At 62.5% G+C, this 18136-nt stretch carries 14 protein-coding genes; 9 read left to right on the top strand and 5 right to left on the bottom strand.

Features of this window, described 5'->3' with window-relative positions; translation table 11 throughout:
• Positions 1-455: 455 nt before the first annotated feature.
• Positions 456-3539 carry an autotransporter outer membrane beta-barrel domain-containing protein gene (locus tag U1737_RS08200; RefSeq protein ID WP_332796353.1) on the top strand — a complete coding sequence of 1028 codons (3084 nt, stop codon included), beginning with the start codon at positions 456-458 and terminating at the stop codon, positions 3537-3539.
• Positions 3540-4082: 543 nt separating this feature from the next.
• Here the strand turns inward: U1737_RS08200 and U1737_RS08195 are convergent.
• Positions 4083-5276 (bottom strand): LysR family transcriptional regulator, encoded by a 1194-nt coding sequence (locus tag U1737_RS08195; RefSeq protein WP_332796352.1) that lies wholly within the window; start codon positions 5274-5276, stop codon positions 4083-4085.
• A 114-nt stretch (positions 5277-5390) separates the two neighbouring features.
• Between U1737_RS08195 and U1737_RS08190 the strand changes: the two genes are divergently transcribed.
• The 4 genes from U1737_RS08190 to U1737_RS08175 all read left to right on the top strand — a co-directional run bounded on the left by U1737_RS08190 (position 5391) and on the right by U1737_RS08175 (position 9441).
• Positions 5391-7292 carry a phosphoenolpyruvate carboxykinase (GTP) gene (locus tag U1737_RS08190; protein WP_332796351.1) on the top strand — a complete coding sequence of 634 codons (1902 nt, stop codon included), beginning with the start codon at positions 5391-5393 and terminating at the stop codon, positions 7290-7292.
• Positions 7293-7448: 156 nt separating this feature from the next.
• Positions 7449-8456 carry a class 1 fructose-bisphosphatase gene (locus tag U1737_RS08185; protein WP_332796350.1) on the top strand — a complete coding sequence of 336 codons (1008 nt, stop codon included), beginning with the start codon at positions 7449-7451 and terminating at the stop codon, positions 8454-8456.
• A 28-nt stretch (positions 8457-8484) separates the two neighbouring features.
• Positions 8485-8829: a helix-turn-helix domain-containing protein gene (locus tag U1737_RS08180; protein ID WP_332796349.1), complete on the top strand. Its 345-nt coding sequence runs from the start codon at positions 8485-8487 to the stop codon at positions 8827-8829.
• A gap of 426 nt (positions 8830-9255) precedes the next feature.
• Positions 9256-9441 (top strand): hypothetical protein, encoded by a 186-nt coding sequence (locus U1737_RS08175; RefSeq protein ID WP_332796348.1) that lies wholly within the window; start codon positions 9256-9258, stop codon positions 9439-9441.
• 82 nt (positions 9442-9523) lie between these two features.
• On the opposite strand, the gene U1737_RS08170 is transcribed toward U1737_RS08175, so the two are convergent.
• The 3 genes from U1737_RS08170 to U1737_RS08160 form a co-directional block, all read right to left on the bottom strand.
• Positions 9524-9814 (bottom strand): DUF1488 family protein, encoded by a 291-nt coding sequence (locus tag U1737_RS08170; RefSeq protein WP_332796347.1) that lies wholly within the window; start codon positions 9812-9814, stop codon positions 9524-9526.
• 321 nt (positions 9815-10135) lie between these two features.
• A complete protein-coding gene (locus U1737_RS08165; RefSeq protein WP_332796346.1) occupies positions 10136-10807 on the bottom strand; it encodes an SOS response-associated peptidase in 672 nt (223 codons plus the stop codon).
• Between the two features lie 52 nt (positions 10808-10859).
• Positions 10860-11129: an HU family DNA-binding protein gene (locus U1737_RS08160; protein ID WP_332796345.1), complete on the bottom strand. Its 270-nt coding sequence runs from the start codon at positions 11127-11129 to the stop codon at positions 10860-10862.
• A gap of 41 nt (positions 11130-11170) precedes the next feature.
• On the opposite strand from U1737_RS08160, the gene U1737_RS08155 reads away from it, so the two are divergent.
• Positions 11171-11347, top strand: coding sequence for a hypothetical protein (locus U1737_RS08155; RefSeq protein WP_332796344.1), 177 nt, complete (start codon positions 11171-11173; stop codon positions 11345-11347).
• Here U1737_RS08155 and U1737_RS08150 read toward each other — a convergent pair.
• Complete coding sequence (locus tag U1737_RS08150) at positions 11344-11790, bottom strand: hypothetical protein (protein ID WP_332796343.1); 447 nt, start codon at positions 11788-11790, stop codon at positions 11344-11346. The two genes, U1737_RS08155 and U1737_RS08150, sit on opposite strands and share 4 nt — an antisense overlap.
• Positions 11791-12042: 252 nt before the next feature.
• On the opposite strand from U1737_RS08150, the gene U1737_RS08145 reads away from it, so the two are divergent.
• The 3 genes from U1737_RS08145 to U1737_RS08135 all read left to right on the top strand — a co-directional run bounded on the left by U1737_RS08145 (position 12043) and on the right by U1737_RS08135 (position 17706).
• Complete coding sequence (locus tag U1737_RS08145; protein ID WP_332796342.1) at positions 12043-12747, top strand: ImuA family protein; 705 nt, start codon at positions 12043-12045, stop codon at positions 12745-12747.
• Positions 12748-12910: 163 nt separating this feature from the next.
• Positions 12911-14446 carry a DUF6504 family protein gene (locus U1737_RS08140; protein WP_332796341.1) on the top strand — a complete coding sequence of 512 codons (1536 nt, stop codon included), beginning with the start codon at positions 12911-12913 and terminating at the stop codon, positions 14444-14446.
• Positions 14443-17706 (top strand): error-prone DNA polymerase, encoded by a 3264-nt coding sequence (locus U1737_RS08135; RefSeq protein WP_332796340.1) that lies wholly within the window; start codon positions 14443-14445, stop codon positions 17704-17706. The genes U1737_RS08140 and U1737_RS08135 overlap by 4 nt, the downstream gene beginning before the upstream one ends.
• Positions 17707-18136: the final 430 nt, after the last annotated feature.

Here is an 18136-nt window from a genome sequence, read left to right as displayed (position 1 = left end):
ATTATGAGAAAGGTTCGCAATAGCAACAATGCGCGCGGTTGATGGACGCTGCGGTCGTTTCAAGCGGGTGGTGGTTTTATCGCGATGCTGCGCGGAGAATGTACGAGTACGCTACTTCTGCCCTTTTCGGCCGGAAGTTCGATGATATTGCTTGCTGAGGTGGCCCATTTTCAACGTCCCCTGTCAGTGACCGCGCCTTCTGAATGAATGGCGGAAGTTGGGAAGCTGGTAGGGCAAACTGAGCGTCTGCAAATGGGTCTGCCGGCGCTTGTGGTGACGACTTGCGTGCTGTCTGTTGGCCGGACTTAGCTACAGAGAGCACCAGGCCTCATCGTTCGAGAATGCGATCGAATGCCATCTGTTCCGGGGGTCAGATGTTGTCACATAACTATCAAACTCGACCGCTAACGCCCGCGATGGGCAACCATGATGCGTTGTCTTGGGGGAATTCATTCATGTCGTCTTTTTGGTGGGGCGTTAGCGCTCAAGCTCTGACATGCGCACTTGGCGCTGTCGTTCTGGCGAGTGCTCCGGCGCAGGCGCAGCAGAGGATCGTGGTCGCGTCGGGTACGATCGATACGGCTTCGAAGACCGTGGGCGGCACCGATACCGCAACCGTCCAGGCGAACGGTACGCTGGCGACGACGACGAACCCAGCGATCAACTGGTCGACGAGTTCCACGGACCTGCGGATCACCAATTCGGGCATCATCCGATCGACCGCGAATGGTGGTCGCGCGATCAACGCGTCGGGAGCGAATAACGCGCGGACCGTGACGCTGGTCAACAATGTGGGCGCGCTGATCGAATCGCAGGACGACGCGTTCCGGATCAACGTGGCGCCGACCGGTGGTACAATCCGGATCGACAATTTCGGCACCATCCGTACTACCAGCAGTGGCCAAGCGCTCGATTTTGACGCGGTCGCGGGTGGCGCGACGGTGATCATCAACAATTATGCGGGCGCGACGCTTAGTTCGGTCGGACAGGATGGCATTCGGCCGGGGCAGGGGGCAATCGTCACCAATGCCGGACTCATCCGCTTGGACGGCGCCGCCAACAACAATTACGATGGTATCGATTGGCAGCAGAAGTCTGGCACCGTCATCAACCAAACGACGGGCATGATCTCGGGCTTGCGCCACGGCATTACCAGTGACGTCGACGTCAACGTCATCAACGATGGCGCGATCACTGGTCGCAATGGGTCGGGCATCGGTTCGGATGGCACCGGTACGGTCGTCAACCGCGGGACAATCACCGGCCAATGGGACGGCGTCGCCACCAATGGCGACGGCGACGGCGTCGATATCGACTTCATCGGATCGGTCACTAACAGCGGCACTATCCAAGGGCTGAGCGCAACCGGCGTCGATTCGGGTGGCCGCCCGAACAGCGCTGAGGGTATCGCGATGGGTGGCGGTACGATCGTCAACTCGGGTGTGATCTTCGGCGCCGGCAACGCGATTTTGATCAACCACGATACCAATGTCGGCGGTGTCGCCGACGACGCGACGACGATCACCAATACGGGCACGATCCGCGCCACCACGGGCCGCGCGATCCAGTTCGTCGGCAATTTCGCGGACACGATCACGACGTCCGGCACTATCACCGGCGGCACTGCCGGCGCGATCGACATGGGCGACGGCAACGACATTCTGAACATCCAGAGCGGATCGGTGATCAGCGGGACCGTCGATGGCGGCGCGGGCAACGATCGGATCAACCTAGGCGGCACCGGCGCGGGCAACTTTGCGGGCGCTGTGAATTTCGAGACGTTGGCGGTCAATACGGGCAACTGGACGCTAACCGCGCCATCGACCTTTGCGAACGGCATCACGATAGCCACACCGGCGACACTTACCGGCAACACTATGACGCTGACCGGCGGAATAGCGAATGCAGGCACGGTCGTCTTCCAGCAGGCGACCGACGGCAGCTTCGTCGGCACGCTGTCGGGCACGGGTGCGTTGATCAAGATGGGCGCGGGTGCGCTCACCATTGGCAGCCAGACCGGCTTCACCGGACCGACCGCCGTCAACGCTGGCCGTCTGATTCTCGCCGGCTCGTTGCCCTCTACGGTCACCGTAGCGAATGGCGCGACGCTCGGCGGCACTGGCACGATCGCGGCGCTGACCGTAGCCAGCGGCGGTAACGTCGCTCCGGGTACCGGCGTCGGTACGATCGCGGTCACCGGCAATTTCGCTCAGGCCAGCGGATCGATCTACGCAGCGGAGACGACCGCAGCCGGCTTATCAGATCGTATCACGGTCGGCGGTACCGCAACTATCGCGAGCGGCGCGCAGCTGGCGGTAACGCGCGGCACCGGGACTTACGGCATCGGCCAACGCTACACGCTGCTGACCGCGACGGGTGGCGTCAGCGGCACCTACACGATGGTCCAGACCGCCAGCGGCGGGACCGAGTTCCGTCTGGCGCAGACCGGGACCGGCGTATTCGTCGACGTCGCCCGCACTGCGGCATCGCTGCCGTCGATTGCGGCGACGCGCAACCAGGCCACGGTCGCCCCCGCTCTGGCGGCACTCGGCGTCGGCAACGCCGCTTATGCCGCGTTGACGCTGATCCCGAGCGACGATGCAGTCCGCGCCGGGCTAGATGCGTTGTCGGGTGAAGCGCATGCCTCGCTACGCACGACGGTGCTGAAGGACGCGCAGGGCGCCGAGGACGCGGTGCGCTCGCGGTTGCTGTCGCCGACGACCGGCTCGGGGATCTGGGCGCAGGCGCTCGGGCATAGCGGCGAGGACGACGGCGCCATCGGCACTGCGTCGGCCAAACGTCATGGCTGGGGCGGATTGGGCGGCGTTGACATCGCGCTCGACGACCAGGCGCGGGTGGGGATCGCCGGCGGCTACACCCGCACGAAGGTCGGGATCGACGCGCGCGACAGCTTCGGCCAGGTCGAGAGCACGCACGCGCTCGCCTATGCCGGTGGGACGCTGGGCCCAATCGTGCTGCGCACCGGGGCGGGCTATGCCTGGACGAAGACCGACCTGACGCGGGGCGTGATGTTCCCTGGCTATGCCGCGCGGCTGACATCGAACTATGACGGCGACGTGCTGCATGGGTTCGCCGAGATCGGCCTGCCGCATGCGATGTTTGGCGGCACGGTCGAGCCGTTCGCAGGCGTCGAGGCGTACCGCGTCCACACCGACGCCTTCACCGAGGCCGGGGGGAGCGCGGCGTTGTCGGGCGAGGCGCGCAAGGAAAGCTTCACGCTCTCGACGCTGGGTATCCGGGGGCAGACGCCGATCGCCGAAGGGCTCAGCGCTCGGTCTCGAATCGGTTGGCAGCATGCGTTCGGCGACGCGAGCCCAGATGCGCGGCTCCGGTTTGCGGGCGCCAGCGTGCCGTTTTCGGTAACCGGCACAACGCTGTCGCGCGATGCGGCAGTGGTGGCGCTCGATCTCGCCTGGATGCCGACCCAGGCCATTACGATCACCTCGGGCTATTCGGGATCGATCGGTGACCGCGGCGACGACAGTGTGTTCCGGATCGCGCTCGCTTTCGGGTTTTGATCCAGACGAAGCGGTGACATGACAACCGTCACCGCTTCGTTGCCTCGCTCAGCCAATTTGAATAATGAACAGATGGCTGGTTTGAAACAAACGCTAACTGATCGGAAACGTCCGGTTCTGGGTCGACGTGTTTATGGGTGGGGCCGGTACCGACCGGCCTCGTCGATCACTTCTTCTTCTTGTCAGGGCGCTGAGATAACGCGGATCCAGTGGCCGTCTTGGAGTCCTTTCCGGCTCGTCCGTCCTTCAGGACCTTCGAGGCCGCCTTGCCAGCCTTTTCGCTCGTATGTTCGTTCTTCGCCATTGCTTTGCTTTAGTAGATACTATCTTGTGGTGAAGGCGGAAAAACCATCTATTACTAGATTAGTTCCTGACCTGTGCGAACGAAAATTTGGTATCAGAATATGAGATGAATGTCTGTATGTTTATAAGCAGCATTGTCAGTGTGTTTAGCGTCTGGGGATAGGTCTCAACAGCTACGTGAGTTTCGGAACGACTTAGACCATTCGGCGTCGCTGATGACCGACAGCTTTGGGGTCATACCTAGACCTCGTTTCCCACATCCGATGCAACTTTTGTCAGGCAGTTCATAAACGATATTTGTAGTCTGGTCGGGATCTGATCGCGACGGGTGATCACGCCGATAGTCCTCATGGTATCTGGTATGCAGGAATCGATCTTTACGAGCGTGCCGGATTCAATCTCCGCGGTTACCTGATCCTTCGAAAGAAGGGTCAGGAAGTCGCTGCGCACCAGAACGCCTCGGATAAGTGCCACGGAGCCACACTGTATGGGTGCCTCCGGACGTACCATCCCGGACCGATCGAACATCTTCTGCCACCGATCAAGCAAGCCGGACGCTCGACGGGCAACAATCCAAGGGTAGGCCGCCAACTCCTCAAACCCGGCAACGCTGCCGGCAAGCGGATGCTCGGCTCGACCAATGATGGTGAGCCGATCATCGAAGAGTGGTTCCTGAAGTAGATCCGTCCCGGGATGATCACGGAGCGCGCCGATGAGGATATCGATCTTGCCGCTGCGGAGCAGTTCGACCAGCTCGAGGTACGACCCTTCCAGAACGTCCACCGTTATACCCGGCTGCTCGCGCAGTAGATCCGCCAGCGTCGCTGGCAGCAGCAGGGAGCGCGACAATGCCATCGCCCCCACGGAGAGGTGGCCGCCCTGGTTCGCGGTCTCCTGAAGCGCAGCAGCAAGTTCTGCGACGCCGATCATGAAACTTCGCGCAAGCCTTGCGCCTGCACGCGTGAGTTCCACGCCACGGCCTCGTTGCTCGACAAGACCAGTGCCTGACAGCGCTTCCAATCCGCGAACGGCACGGTGCAGTGATGGTGCGGAGATGCCAGCGGTCTCACTCGCGCTCGAGAAGCCGCCAGCTTCCCCCAGCGCGATCAGACCGCGGACGTGGGCTGTCGTAAGGTAGCGATCGAGCTTCTCTACTCCAGAAGCCCCGGTCACGGCCCGGCAGCCACGTGTGAAGCTTTGCAGAGCCCGCTGGGTACGCTGCAGAATGCGCTGCCCGTTGGGCGTCGCCATTACACCAGTAGTTCGCCGATCGAACAGCATTGTGCCGAACAGGGTCTCGAGCCGATTGAGCGCCTGCGTCAGACCAGGCTGCGATACTGACGTCGCTCGGGCTGCCGCACTCAGACTACCCGCGTCTGATATCGCCAAGAGCATACGAAGGTGCCGGAGGTTCAGGTCGTATGGTGAAGCCATGGGAATGCATTAGCCGGAGCTTATGTCCTTCCGATAATGATATTTGTGGGACTGGCGCCCTGAATGTACGCCTCGATCAACAATGAGCGCGGTCTTCGCGGGAGGAAAACTGGAATGCTGACCCAACCTGCAAGCGCCCATGCGTCTGAGCCGCAAGTTCCGACGCAGCATCGCGCGCTACGGGCATGGGTCGACGCCATTGCGTCCAGAGCCAAGCCTGACAGCATTCACTGGTGCGATGGCTCTGAGACCGAAGCAAAGGCGTTTGCCAACCAAGCGGTTGAGGCGGGTACGCTCACGCCGCTGAATCCTACGTTACAACCGAACTCCTTTTACGCGCGCTCCGATCCTCGTGACGTCGCGCGGGTCGAGAGCCGCACTTTCATCTGTTCGGAATCACAGAGCGATGCAGGGCCTACGAACAACTGGGCACCACCCGAGGAGATGCGGACTCGGCTCGACGGCCTGTTTGATGGCTGCATGCGTGGCCGGACGTTGTATGTCGTGCCGTTCTGCATGGGACCGTTGGGTTCGGACAAGTCCCTGATCGGCGTCGAGATCACGGACAGCCTGTACGTCGTACTTTCCATGCGGGTTATGACCCGGATTGGAACGCCGGTACTGGACGTGCTCGGCGAGGATGGGTTCTTCATTCGATGCGTGCACTCCGTCGGGGCACCACTCGTCGACGGTGCCGCGGACGTTCCTTGGCCCTGCAATGACGACAAATGGATTGTTCACTTTCCCGAGACCCGAGAAATCTGGTCTTATGGTTCCGGCTATGGCGGCAATGCCTTGCTCGGCAAGAAGTGCGTCGCGCTGCGGATCGCAAGCGTAATGGCCCGCGACGAAGGATGGCTCGCCGAGCACATGCTGATCGTGAAGCTGACCAATCCGGACGGTGCCAGCCATTATATCGCTGCGGCGTTCCCGAGCGCCTGTGGCAAGACGAACCTTGCAATGCTCGAGCCGACAATCGCCGGCTGGAAGGCCGAGACGGTCGGTGACGACATCGCCTGGATGCGTTTTGGCAAGGATGGGCGCCTGTATGCCATCAACCCCGAAGCCGGCTTCTTTGGCGTCGCGCCCGGAACTGGTCCTGGCACGAACCGCAACGCGATCAACACGCTAAGTGCGAATTGCATCTTCACAAACACTGCTCTTACAGACAATGGCGACGTCTGGTGGGAAGGGCTGACGAAGGAGCCGCCAGCAGGCCTTACTGACTGGCGTGGCAATCCCCACGACCCGGCCGGCGCAAGTCCGGCTGCACATCCCAATGCTCGCTTCGCGGTTCCTGCGTCACAATGTCCGACCATTGCGCCCGAATGGGAGTCGCCCGAAGGCGTGCCGATCTCAGCGATCCTTTTCGGCGGTCGCCGTGCGACGGCGGTTCCGCTCGTGACGGAGGCATTCGACTGGGAGCACGGTGTCTATCTTGCGGCAAATATTGCATCCGAGGGTACCGCTGCTGCGGAAAACACGGTCGGTGAACTGCGTCGCGATCCATTCGCGATGCTCCCGTTCTGCGGATATCACATCGCCGACTATTTCGCTCATTGGCTGCGGATCGGCGCCGCTGCACAATCCGATGCAGCACGGCTGCCCAGGATCTTCATGGTCAACTGGTTCCGGAAGGACGCCACCGGAAAGTTCATCTGGCCCGGCTTTGGGGACAATGTCCGGGCGCTGAAGTGGGTGACCGAACGGATCGATGGTAAGGCAACGGCGAGGTCGACGCCGATTGGCCTGCTCCCTGAAGCTGGGTCGCTTGACCTCACCGGACTGACGCTATCGTCGGTCGAGTCCGAGGCGCTGCTGTCCGTTGACCCTTCCGTCTGGGTTAGAGAGGCTCAGCTCAACCGGGATTACCTTGAAACGTTCGGGGGCCGCCTACCGGCAGGTCTAATTCGCCAGCAGGAGACGCTTGAATCGAGGTTAGAGGCACTCGACGATGGAAGCACGCTTGCTTTGGGTGACAATACGCGAATGCTGGACATGGCGAACCGCGAGTAAAATTCGACATTCAGAGTACGGGGCATTGGGCTGTCTGCGGCCGCTCCCGCCTTGGTTGGTAGATATGCTGCTCAAAGGCGGACTGCGCGGTATGACAATGCGACAGCATCTCACCCGACGTTCGCACTGTTCTCCTTCATAACGGGCGGTAGTTACATGAAGCGCAAGACCCTGACGCAGTTCCTGATCGAACAGCAGCGTGAGGCTGGAACACTGCAGCCTCAGCTCCGTCTTCTGATCGAAGTCGTAGCACGGTCGTGCAAGGCGATCAGTCATTCGATAGGCAAGGGCGCCCTTGGCGGTGTGCTTGGCAGTCTGAGCAGCGAGAACGTCCAGGGCGAGGTGCAAAAGAAGCTCGACGTCATTGCCAACGAGATGCTGCTCGAGGCCAACGAGTGGGGCGGGCATCTTGCGGCTATGGCGTCGGAGGAGATGGAAACGATCCATCTTGTTCCGAACCGCTATCCTCAGGGGGAATACCTGCTGCTGTTTGACCCGATCGACGGGTCGAGCAACATCGATGTCGATCTTTCGGTCGGGACGATCTTTTCCGTGTTGCGCGCGCCTGAACGGGTAGGCGGCGCGGACGTCACCGAGGAGGACTTCCTGCAGAGGGGCGAGTGCCAGGTCGCCGCTGGTTACGCCGTCTACGGGCCACAGACGATCCTTGTGCTCACACTCGGTGCGGGCGTGCACGAGTTCACGCTCGACCGCGAAATCGGGTCGTGGGTCATGACTGATACTAACATGATCATCCCGACCGGCACGCGGGAATTTGCGATCAACACGTCCAACGCTCGGCAATGGTCCCCTGAAATTGCGCGCTTCATCGAGGACCGCGTTGCAGGCGAAGACGGTAATCTTAGCGTTGACTACAATATGCGGTGGACGGGTTCGATGGTTGCCGACGTCCATCGCATCCTGAAGCGAGGCGGGGTGTTCCTGTATCCGCGCGATGTACGCAAGCCCGGCAAGGTTGGTAAGCTCCGCCTGATGTACGAAGGCAACCCGATGGCCATGCTCATGGAGCAGGCCGGGGGAGCCGCGAGTGACGGGGAGATGCGGATCATGTCGATCGTCCCGACCGCCCTTCACCAGCGCGTCGGGCTTGTCATGGGCGATTCAAAGGAAGTTGAAGCGGTCTCGTCAGCCTATCACGCGTAGCCCCGCGCAGCCGAACGGAGCGGTGGATTTGGAATATATCGACGTCAAACCGATAACCCGACGACAGTTGGACGATCTGTGGGAGGTGAAGGCAACGCTGTCTTCGACCGAGTTCTGCTTTGCGGCGGTACGGGTCGCTCGAGACACTCGTTATCCTGTCGACGTCGTCTACGCACTGCTCGGCGGGGCCTCGCCCACCGCCGCTTGGCGAATGTTCCGGGGGATGACGCGCGTTTCGCTCTCGCAAGCGGCCGGGGTGAATCCTGCCGGACTGTCCAGCATCGAGCGCGGGCTTAACAGCGGCAGTCAGGTCCGGGACAAGCTTGCTCTCGCACTCGCCGTTCCAGCCGACGCGTTGATTGCGCATTTCTGACTTCAGATCAGCGTGATCCCGAAGGATTTTGGTCAAGCTGATGTATCTATCTTGGCGTCTAACGTAGCAGGGGGCCAGATCAGCCGCCGGAATCCCCATCATTACCGATTCTTTTGGATAAATTCGGGCAGTTTGTTTTGCTTGCTTAAAGCGGGGGCGCGTGTTCGCCGGCGATACGCAATCGGGCAGGGAAGATGCCGATAGAAGCCCCTCGCCTGGGCCATCAATGAATAGCCGACGTTGGGTGACCGAAAAGCTTGCGAACGTTTGCTTGTGAGGCATTCGGCTATCGGTCGTCTGAAAGTATACCATCATCGAATTTGCCAGGAGCGGTAATGCGAGCCCTCCTGGGCGTGTCAGGTATCGTCCGCCGGTTCGCAACCGAGCGGTTTCTTGGATCGTTTGGTTGTATGAAGGAGAGCAACGATGGTGACTGCCCCGCAAGCCGAAGAGCCCGGTTTTGAAGCCGACGTCAACGAACTACCGGACGACAACAACGGGCCAGAAGATACCCTTGAGGATAAACCAATCGCCGGCGAACAAGAGCCAAACGATCTTGAGGAAGCGCAAAAGGAAGGCGCGGAGGAGCGAGAAGAGGGCGGCTTATACTGAAATAGGCATGGAGACGACGTGGGTCCGGAGCGTAACCCGCTCCGGACCATTGAACCAGTTGAATCGCAAACGTGCTTCGACGCTAAAGCGCCACATCTGAAGTCGTCAGCAGGATTGGTGGCTCACCACCAAGGCGTTTCACAAATTCACGCTGGGCGATGCGGTGAATGTCGCTTTCGAACTCGATGAAGACCTCGACCGCAGTTTCTGGGTCAATTCCCTCTAGCGCCGGGTTCAGCATTTCGGCCAACGCTTCGCTGGTGATCAGAAACTCGACGGGACCAAAGTCGGTCGTGCCGGTGAAGCCGATGCTATCGCGCTCGGCCACCCAATATCCGTCGCCGCGCTCGAACCGGACGCTGGCTTTCGCCATAGTAATTACTCCTCCACGGTTGGAGTGGACGGCAAATGCTCGGCTAGGGCCGCGATAGCTTCGCCAGTGAACGTCGTACTGGAAACCCCTTCGAGCTGAACGGCATGATCCGTGGTCAAGGTCGCCGCTTTCCTATGTTCAGGGTCCAGCCTGACCCAATCCCGCACGGCTCGCTCCAGGTTCGTCACTTCGGCGATGTCGGTGTCACCGCAGGGCACGTTTTCCAACGACGCGCTCATGCGCCAGTTGATGTCCGGGGTCTTGGCGCTTTCGCCCCATGTCGCTTCTGTCTTTGTCAGTTACCTTTTCGGGGTTCAACGGCTAGAGTAGCACAGGCGATCGGGCATCCTCCGCGTCCGCCGATGCCATGCCCTCAACGCGCATCAACTGCGATGGGTAGGGCGCGACCAAGTCCTTCAGTTCGTCCCAGGGCGCTGTCAGCCAACGATCGTAATCCTCGTCATGTAGTATGAGCGGCATAGCCTTGGGGTGGATCGGCGCCACGATCGCGTTCGGCTCGGTCGTCAGGAAACCATAGGCATTGTCGCGCTCGGTCGGACGCCAGATCCCTGCAAAGGCGAAGATTGGGCGGCTGGGCACGTCAAACCAGTGCAAGGGCTTCTTGCTGTCTTCGCCCGGCGCTAATCCATATTCAGAAAAAGCGGTGACCGGGACGAGACAGCGTCGCGCTGGCGTCGTCAGCATCGATCGCCAGAAGCCGGAGTTAAGGTTGCGCACGTTCGTCACGTACTTGGTAAGTTTGACCGAGGGGTCGCGCGCGCTGGGTACTTGCGTCGGCACGCCCCATTCCATCCGCTCGAGCTTCCGCTCGGCGCCGTCCTGCACGATCACCTTGCCGTAGAACGGGGTCTTCTTGCCGGTCGGGAAGATGTCACCGGCGGGGTATTCCTCATCCTTTTCACAAGGAGGTTGGATACCGAAGGTGACCGCAAGGTCGACCTCTTTTGCGGTCATACGATACCGGTTGCACACGAGCCTGTTCCTCGGGTTGGCGCCGACGAGACCGCTCGCCGGCGCACACGTCTTACATCTTGTCCTTCAGCCCCTTGGCGGCTGTGAACGCAACCTTCTTGGAAGCCGCGATCGTGATCGCCTCACCGGTGCCGGGGTTACGGCCTTCGCGCTCCGGGCGGTCCTTGACGGTAAACTTGCCGAACCCTGGAATCGAAACCTCCTCGCCCTTCACGGCTGCTGCCGCGATCTGGTCGAACACGGCCGTGATCGCCTTCTTCGCATCGGCATCGTTCGAACCGGTCGCTTCCGCGACGCCCTTGGCCAGGTCACTTACGTTCATGTTATTCGTACTCCGTTGGAAACACCGGCGGGACCTTAGCCATGGCGAACGACAAGACAAAGACCGCATTGGACGACGCCAGCGTTGCGACGGTTCGCTTCATGCTGGATAAGCTCCCGGATCACGATGTCGCCGAAGCCTACGAGGTGACAGGAGGGGAGGGGCCGATCGCCGATCTCGCAGTCGAAGCGATGCGCGCCCGCAACATCGATCTCTAGCGGCTGGCGATGCGTTCTCGCGTGACGCGAGGATCCTCGTAAAGATCACGGATTGCGCGGAGCCGAAAGACATTCCACCAGCGCTGCCAGCGATGCTCGGCTGCATCGTGGATCATGTGGCAGCGCTGACAGAGCGCCTTGAGGTTCGAAGACGCGCTGTTGCCGGGATCGTGATCAAGGTGCGCGCAGGCCAGGACGACATAGGTCACCCGAACCGACGCCAGCGCGAAACCGGCTTTCATCGAAATACGCTTGCCGCGGTCCGACCGCCAGCACCGAATATCGGCATCCCACCAGCGTCCGTCGCCAAGATGAACCACGCGGCGTAGATGTGGCCGGCCGCATCCCTCGCACTTGGCACCGGCGCGATCGAACCGGACCGTCTGCGACAGCTGCCGCCAGTCGATCGGATAGAGCCAGCGGTTTTCGGGTCGGATCGGCATGACGATTCTATGAGTCAGGCGCGGCCGAAACGAAAGCGAATTCGTTCTGCTCTGTTTACGATACGTTTCGCACCCGTTCCGTACCGCGCTCGGCCGCGGTCAAGCGCAAAGAGTCCGAACCATCGACATAAACCCGTTGACCAACACCAGTTGGTGACGGAACATAAAGGGAACAGGTAGAGTCTAGCCAGTATGTCATCCGTCGCTTCCGAGTCCTTACCCCACAGCATCGCGCACCTGCGTACGATCGCGATGCCAGTGGCCGACTACCGCATCATGCCGTTCGGCGTGGCCGCGATAGATGGCCGGCTTGGGGCCGGGGGGTTGCGAGCGGGCGCGCTTCACGAGGCAACGGCGCGCAGCGCTTCGCTTGTCGACGATGCGGCAACGACGCTGTTCCTTGCCGGCATTGCAGCGCGCGAAGCTGCCAATGCCGGCGGTCCTGTCTTGTGGGCTACGTGCCGCACCGACCTCTATGCGCCGGCTTTGGCCCAGGCAGGCCTATCGTCGTCAGATGTCATCTACGCTCAACCATACGATGACGCGGCGTTGCTCGCCGTCATCGAAGATGCGGTTCGCGATGGCACCCCGTCGGCGATCGTCGCGGAAGCGAGCAGGGTATCGATGGTTGCAACTCGCCGCCTTCAGCTGGTGGCGGCCGAAGCCGACATGCCTGTGCTGCTTCTTCGTCGTCGACGCGGGCGTGACCAGGATCCTTTTTCCGAACCTTCCGCCGCGTGGACGCGCTGGCGGATCGGTTCCGCGCCTTCGGCGCGGTTGGAAATCGCGGGTGTAGGACGAGCGAGATGGTCGGTCGAACTGGCGCGGCAACGCGGCGGTGAGGGCTTTTCCCTGATAGTGGAGGGCAGCGATGAGACGGGTCGTCTCGCTGTTCCTGCCGAACTTGGCCATCGAGCGGCTGAGACGGTTGGAACGGCCCGCTACGCGGCTGCCTGAACGGCCAGCCCTTCAACTACCTCCCGACGACGATCCGGGTGCCTGTTCGGTACCGCGGGGTGGCGGTTGGCGTCCTGGCGCTCGCTGGGCACGCGAGGGTACACAATCCCGCGGAGATGTTGAGGCACAGATCGCTGCGCTGCCAGTTCATGCAAAACCGCCCATGCGCGAGCTTGGCCGGCGATCAGAGGCGGCAAGCCACCCGTACAAGGCTCCGGCACCCGCCCGGCATGTCATCGCGCCTGTAGCGCCGCCATTTGAGCACGCACCGCTTGCGCTGATCGGCAAGGTCGGACGGCGCGAAGAGGTTGTGCACGCCTGCACTGGTGCACAAGCGCTCGGCATCCACCCCGGCATGGCTGCCACCCATGCACGCGCGCTGGTGTCGGATCTCGACTTCCGTCCGGTCGAACCTGAAGCCGATGCAGCACTACTCGATCGCCTTGCGCTGTTGGCGGTCCGGCGCTGGTCACCGATTGCGGCAGTGACGCCGGCCGACGGCCTTTGGATCGATCTCGCCGGCTGCGATCACCTGCATGGCGGGGAAGAGCGGTTCTGTCGTCGTTTGATCGCCTTCTGCCGTCGCGCAGGCTTCACCGCGCGCGTCGCGGTCGCCGACACGCCGGGGGCCGCGCATGCATTGGCGCGCTTCGGTCGGGACGATCTGACGCGCGTCGAACCGCGTGGCACGGTCGAGGCGCTCAGCCCGTTACCGATCGCCGCGCTGCGCCTGACGCCCACGGCGCTGACCGCGGCGCGGAGATTCGGCTTCGAGCGGATTGCGGATCTCCTGCCGGTCGCACGCGGGCCGCTGGCGCGGCGACTTGGGCTACCGGCGATAACGCGGCTCGATCAGGCCTTGGGCGGGATGGCAGAGCCGATCACCCCGCGCGAGGATGCGGAGGTGCCGGCCGTCGAGCGTCGCTTGCTGGAGCCGATCAGCACGGCCGAGGCGATCGAGCAGGTCATGGGCGACCTCCTGCGCGACCTCGCGGAGCTGCTGCAGACCAAGGGGCTTGGCGCAAGGTCGTTGCGCCTGACCGGCCTGAGTGTCGACGGCAGTGAGCAGGTTGTGGCGGTCGGCACATCCCGGCCGACACGCGAAGTGACGCATCTCCTGCGGCTGCTGAAGCTGCGCATCGAGCGCATCGACCCTGGCATGGGGCTCGAGCAATTCTGCTTGGTCGCCCCGCACACTGAGCCGCTTGATGCGGTCGACCTTGGCGCCGTTCTTGCCGGTGAGACGCTGGTGCGTGATCCGTCGCGCCTGGTTGACCTCATCGCCGGACGGATCGGCGGGAACGCCGTCTTCCGTATCGCGCCTGTCGAAAGCCATGTGCCGGAGCGGGCAGTTGTCCGTTCCGATCCGAACGTGGTGCCGGGAGACTGGCCGATCTGGCAACGCCCGATCCGTCTCTTCGCGCATCCAGAGCCTCTGCACCGGGTCATGGCGCTGATGCCCGACCAGCCACCGCGCCGGTTCGAGTGGCGCGGCAAGACGTACAAGGTCGTCGCCGGCGACGGACCAGAGCGCGTCCACGGCGAATGGTGGCGCCGCGATGCGGAAGTGTGGGCGGTCCGCGACTATTACCGCGTCGAGGACGAGACTGGCGGCCGCTACTGGGTATTCCGACGCGGTGACGGCTTCGAGGACGACACCGGTGATCTGTCCTGGTTGATGCACGGGGTCTTTGGATGACCCATTATGTCGAGCTTCAGGTGCTGACGCACTTCTCGCTGCTGCGGGGTGCATCCAGTCCCGACGAGCTGTTCGCGGCTGCGGCCGTGCTTGGCTATCCATCGATCGGCGTCAGCGACATCGGCACCGTCGCCGGCGTCGTGCGGGCATGGGAAGCGCAGAAGGCGACCGGTGTCCGCTCGATCGCCGGCACGCGCGTCGATCTGTCCTGCGGCCGGCGCCTGCTGCTGTACCCGATCGATCGATCGGCCTGGTCGCGGATTACGCGGCTACTGACCGTCGGCAAGAAGCGGGCAGGGAAGGGCGGTTGCCTGCTGCACTGGCATGACCTCGAGCCATGGTCTGAAGGCGTCGTCGCCATCCTGCTGCCGCATGAGGCCGACGAGGAGAACCTTGCCGCCTTGGCCGACCTGAAGGCGATCTACGGTCGTCGCAGCTACATGGCCTTGTTCCAGCGGCGCCGACCGGGAGACGCGCTCCGCATCGATGCGCTTGCTCGACAGGCGGGCGGTGCGGGCGTGCGCGCCGTCGTGACCGGCGACGTGCTCTACCACGCACCTGACGCACGGCTGCTGCAGGACGTGGTGACCGCAGTGCGCGAGAAATGTACCGTCGACGAGCTTGGTTATCGCCGCGAGGTCAACGCCGATCGCGCGCTGAAATCACCCGACGAGATGGTTCGGCGCTTTCGCGCCTACCCCGACGCGCTGCAGGCCAGCGTCGACATTTCGCGGATCTGCACCTTCGACCTTGGCGAGCTTCAGTATCAATACCCGCATGAGAAGCTGATCGACGGACTGACGGCGCAAGAAGCGCTTCAGAAGCTGGCAACCGATGCGGTCGGGCGGATGTTCGATGGCGACGTTCCGCAAGCCTATACCGACCAGATCACGCACGAGATGCGGTTGATCGGCGAACTCGGTTATGCACCTTACTTTTTGACCGTCTACGCGATCGTGCGCGAAGCCCGTCGGCGCGGCATCCTGTGCCAGGGCCGCGGCTCGGCCGCCAATTCCTGCGTCTGCTTCGTACTCGGCGTCACCTCGATCGACCCGATCAAGCACGAGCTGCTGTTCGAACGCTTCGTCAGTGGCGAGCGTCGCGAGCCGCCCGATATCGACGTCGATTTCGAGCATGAGCGGCGCGAAGAGATCATCCAGTGGATCTACGAGACCTATGGTCGCAATCACTCTGCGCTGACCGCCGTCGTCACGCGCTACAGGGCGCGGGGCGCGGTGCGCGACGTCGGCAAGGCGCTTGGACTGCCTGAAGACCTGACGTCGTCGCTGGCGGGTTTGGTGTGGGGCTGGTCAGCCGATGGCGTGGGCGAGAAGCAGGTCGAGGAGCTGAACCTCGACATTGGCGATCGTCGTCTGCGCCTGACGCTGGAACTGGCGCGCAAGCTGATCGGCGTGCCCCGCCACATGTCGCAGCATCCAGGCGGGTTCGTCCTTACCCATGACCGCCTCGACGACCTAGTGCCGATCGAGCCCGCTGCGATGGAAGACCGGCAGATCATCGAGTGGGACAAGGACGACATCGACGCGCTGAAGTTCATGAAGGTCGACGTGCTGGGTCTTGGCATGCTCGGCTGCATGAACCGGGCCTTCAACATGCTGGAGGCGGACAAGGGGCTGCGCGTTGGCCTTGCTGACCTGCAGGACGATGATCCCGACGTCTACGCCATGATCTCGAAGGCGGACACGCTCGGGACCTTCCAGATCGAGAGTCGCGCGCAGATGAGCATGCTGCCGCGGATGAAACCGCGCCGCTTCTACGATCTGGTCATTCAGGTCGCGATCGTACGGCCGGGACCGATCCAGGGCGACATGGTCCATCCGTATCTGCGCAGGCGGGAGGGTCTGGAGAAACCGGAATACCTGCGGCCTGAACTGCGTGCGGTGCTGGAAAAGACGCTCGGCGTGCCGCTGTTCCAGGAACAGGCGATGAAGGTCGCGATCGTCGGCGCCGGATTCACGCCGGCCGAGGCGGATCAGCTGCGCCGTGCCATGGCGACCTTCAAGGTTACGGGCGGGGTATCCCATTTCTCGGAGAAGCTGGTCGAGGGCATGGTCGAGCGTGGATACCCGCGCGATTTCGCCGAGCGCACGTTCCGCCAGCTCGAGGGATTCGGTTCCTACGGCTTCCCGGAAAGCCATGCCGCCTCCTTTGCCAAGATTTCCTACGCATCGTCGTGGATGAAGCATCATCACCCGGACGTGTTCTGCGCGAGCCTGATGAACGCGCAGCCGATGGGTTTCTACGCGCCAGCACAGATCGTCGGCGATGCGCGCGCGCACGGCGTCGAGGTTCGACCGCCATGCGTCAACGCGAGCCGGTGGGACTGTACGCTGGAGAAGAACGGCGGACGCTATCTCGCTGTGCGGCTCGGGCTGCGACAGATCCGCGGGCTGTCAAACGCAGATGGCGCAAAGATCGTCGGTGCACGCGAGCTTACCGCCTTCGAAAGCGTCGAGGATGTTTGGCGGCGATCGGGCGTCCAGCGCGCTGCGATCGAGAAGCTGGCCGATGGCGACGCCTTCCACGGCTTCAGCGTCGATCGCCGGCAGGGTCTCTGGAAGGTGAGGGGTCTTGGTGACGCGCCGCTACCTCTGTTTGCTGCTGCCGACCGTTTGGCCGAGACCTTCAGCGCCGAAGGGATGGAACCGGACGTCGCGTTGCGGGCGCTGACTGATGGCCGTGAGGTGATCGAGGACTACCGCGCGCTGCAGTTGTCGCTTCGCGCCCACCCGCTGACGTTCGTGCGTAACGAGTTGGTCAGGCGCGGCGTCATCAAATGCGGCGACCTCGTCAACATCCGCGACGGCCGCCATGTCGAGGTCGCCGGCATTGTTCTGGTCCGCCAGAAGCCGGGATCTGCCAAGGGCGTGCTCTTCATCACGATCGAGGATGAGACCGGGATCGCCAACGGCATCCTCTGGCCTGATCGCTTTGAGGCGCAGCGCCGTACGATCATGTCCGCCTCGATGGTCGGCCTTAAAGGGAGGATCCAGAAGGAAGGCGAGATCATCCATGTGATCTGCGACCGGATCATCGACCACGGCGACCTGCTCCACCGGGTGGGCGACATGTCGTTCCCGCACCGTACGGGCCGCGGCGATGCCGGTCAGCATCCGGGGTCGCCCGATCGCGGCGACAAGGGCTGGAAGCCGGAGCCGCGCAACAGCTACTGGCCACCGCACGCTGAAGGCATGGATCCGGAGGAGGTCGTGCGGTTCAAGTCGCATGACTTCCATTAATCCCGTGTCCACGCTGCCAAGGCATCAGCGCGTCGTAATTGCGCTCTCCGTACATATTCTGCGCTGTGGTGTGTCGCGCTGTTCCGAAGCCCGCGTCGATGTTCCAGAGATCAGGCTGGCGCTCAGATGCCTGCTGCCGCATTGCCCCGAGAAATGGCCGTTGGCTCTCTACTGGGACTCTGGATCGCAGACGAACGAGATCGGTCGCGCCCAGGGCGTCACAGCGGCGTTTAACGGGATCGTTCGCCAGCTCCGTCGCGCCGGTTGTTACGAGGAAATGACACCGTCGTGAGCGCCGGATGCTAGTGCGCAATCAATCGGACTTTAGGACCCTCGGCGAATGGGCTGTAGCGCGCGCCGACATGCGGATCGTGTGTGCGTGCGGCCGAACGATAAACGTCCCTGCTGAGAGAATCCTGGCACAATTCCG

Origin of the sequence: Sphingomonas fucosidasi (assembly GCF_036663855.1) — a bacterium.
GTDB lineage: Bacteria > Pseudomonadota > Alphaproteobacteria > Sphingomonadales > Sphingomonadaceae > Sphingomonas > Sphingomonas faeni_B.
Note: the sequence above shows the minus strand (reverse complement) of the source record. Positions and strands in the feature narration are given on the sequence as shown.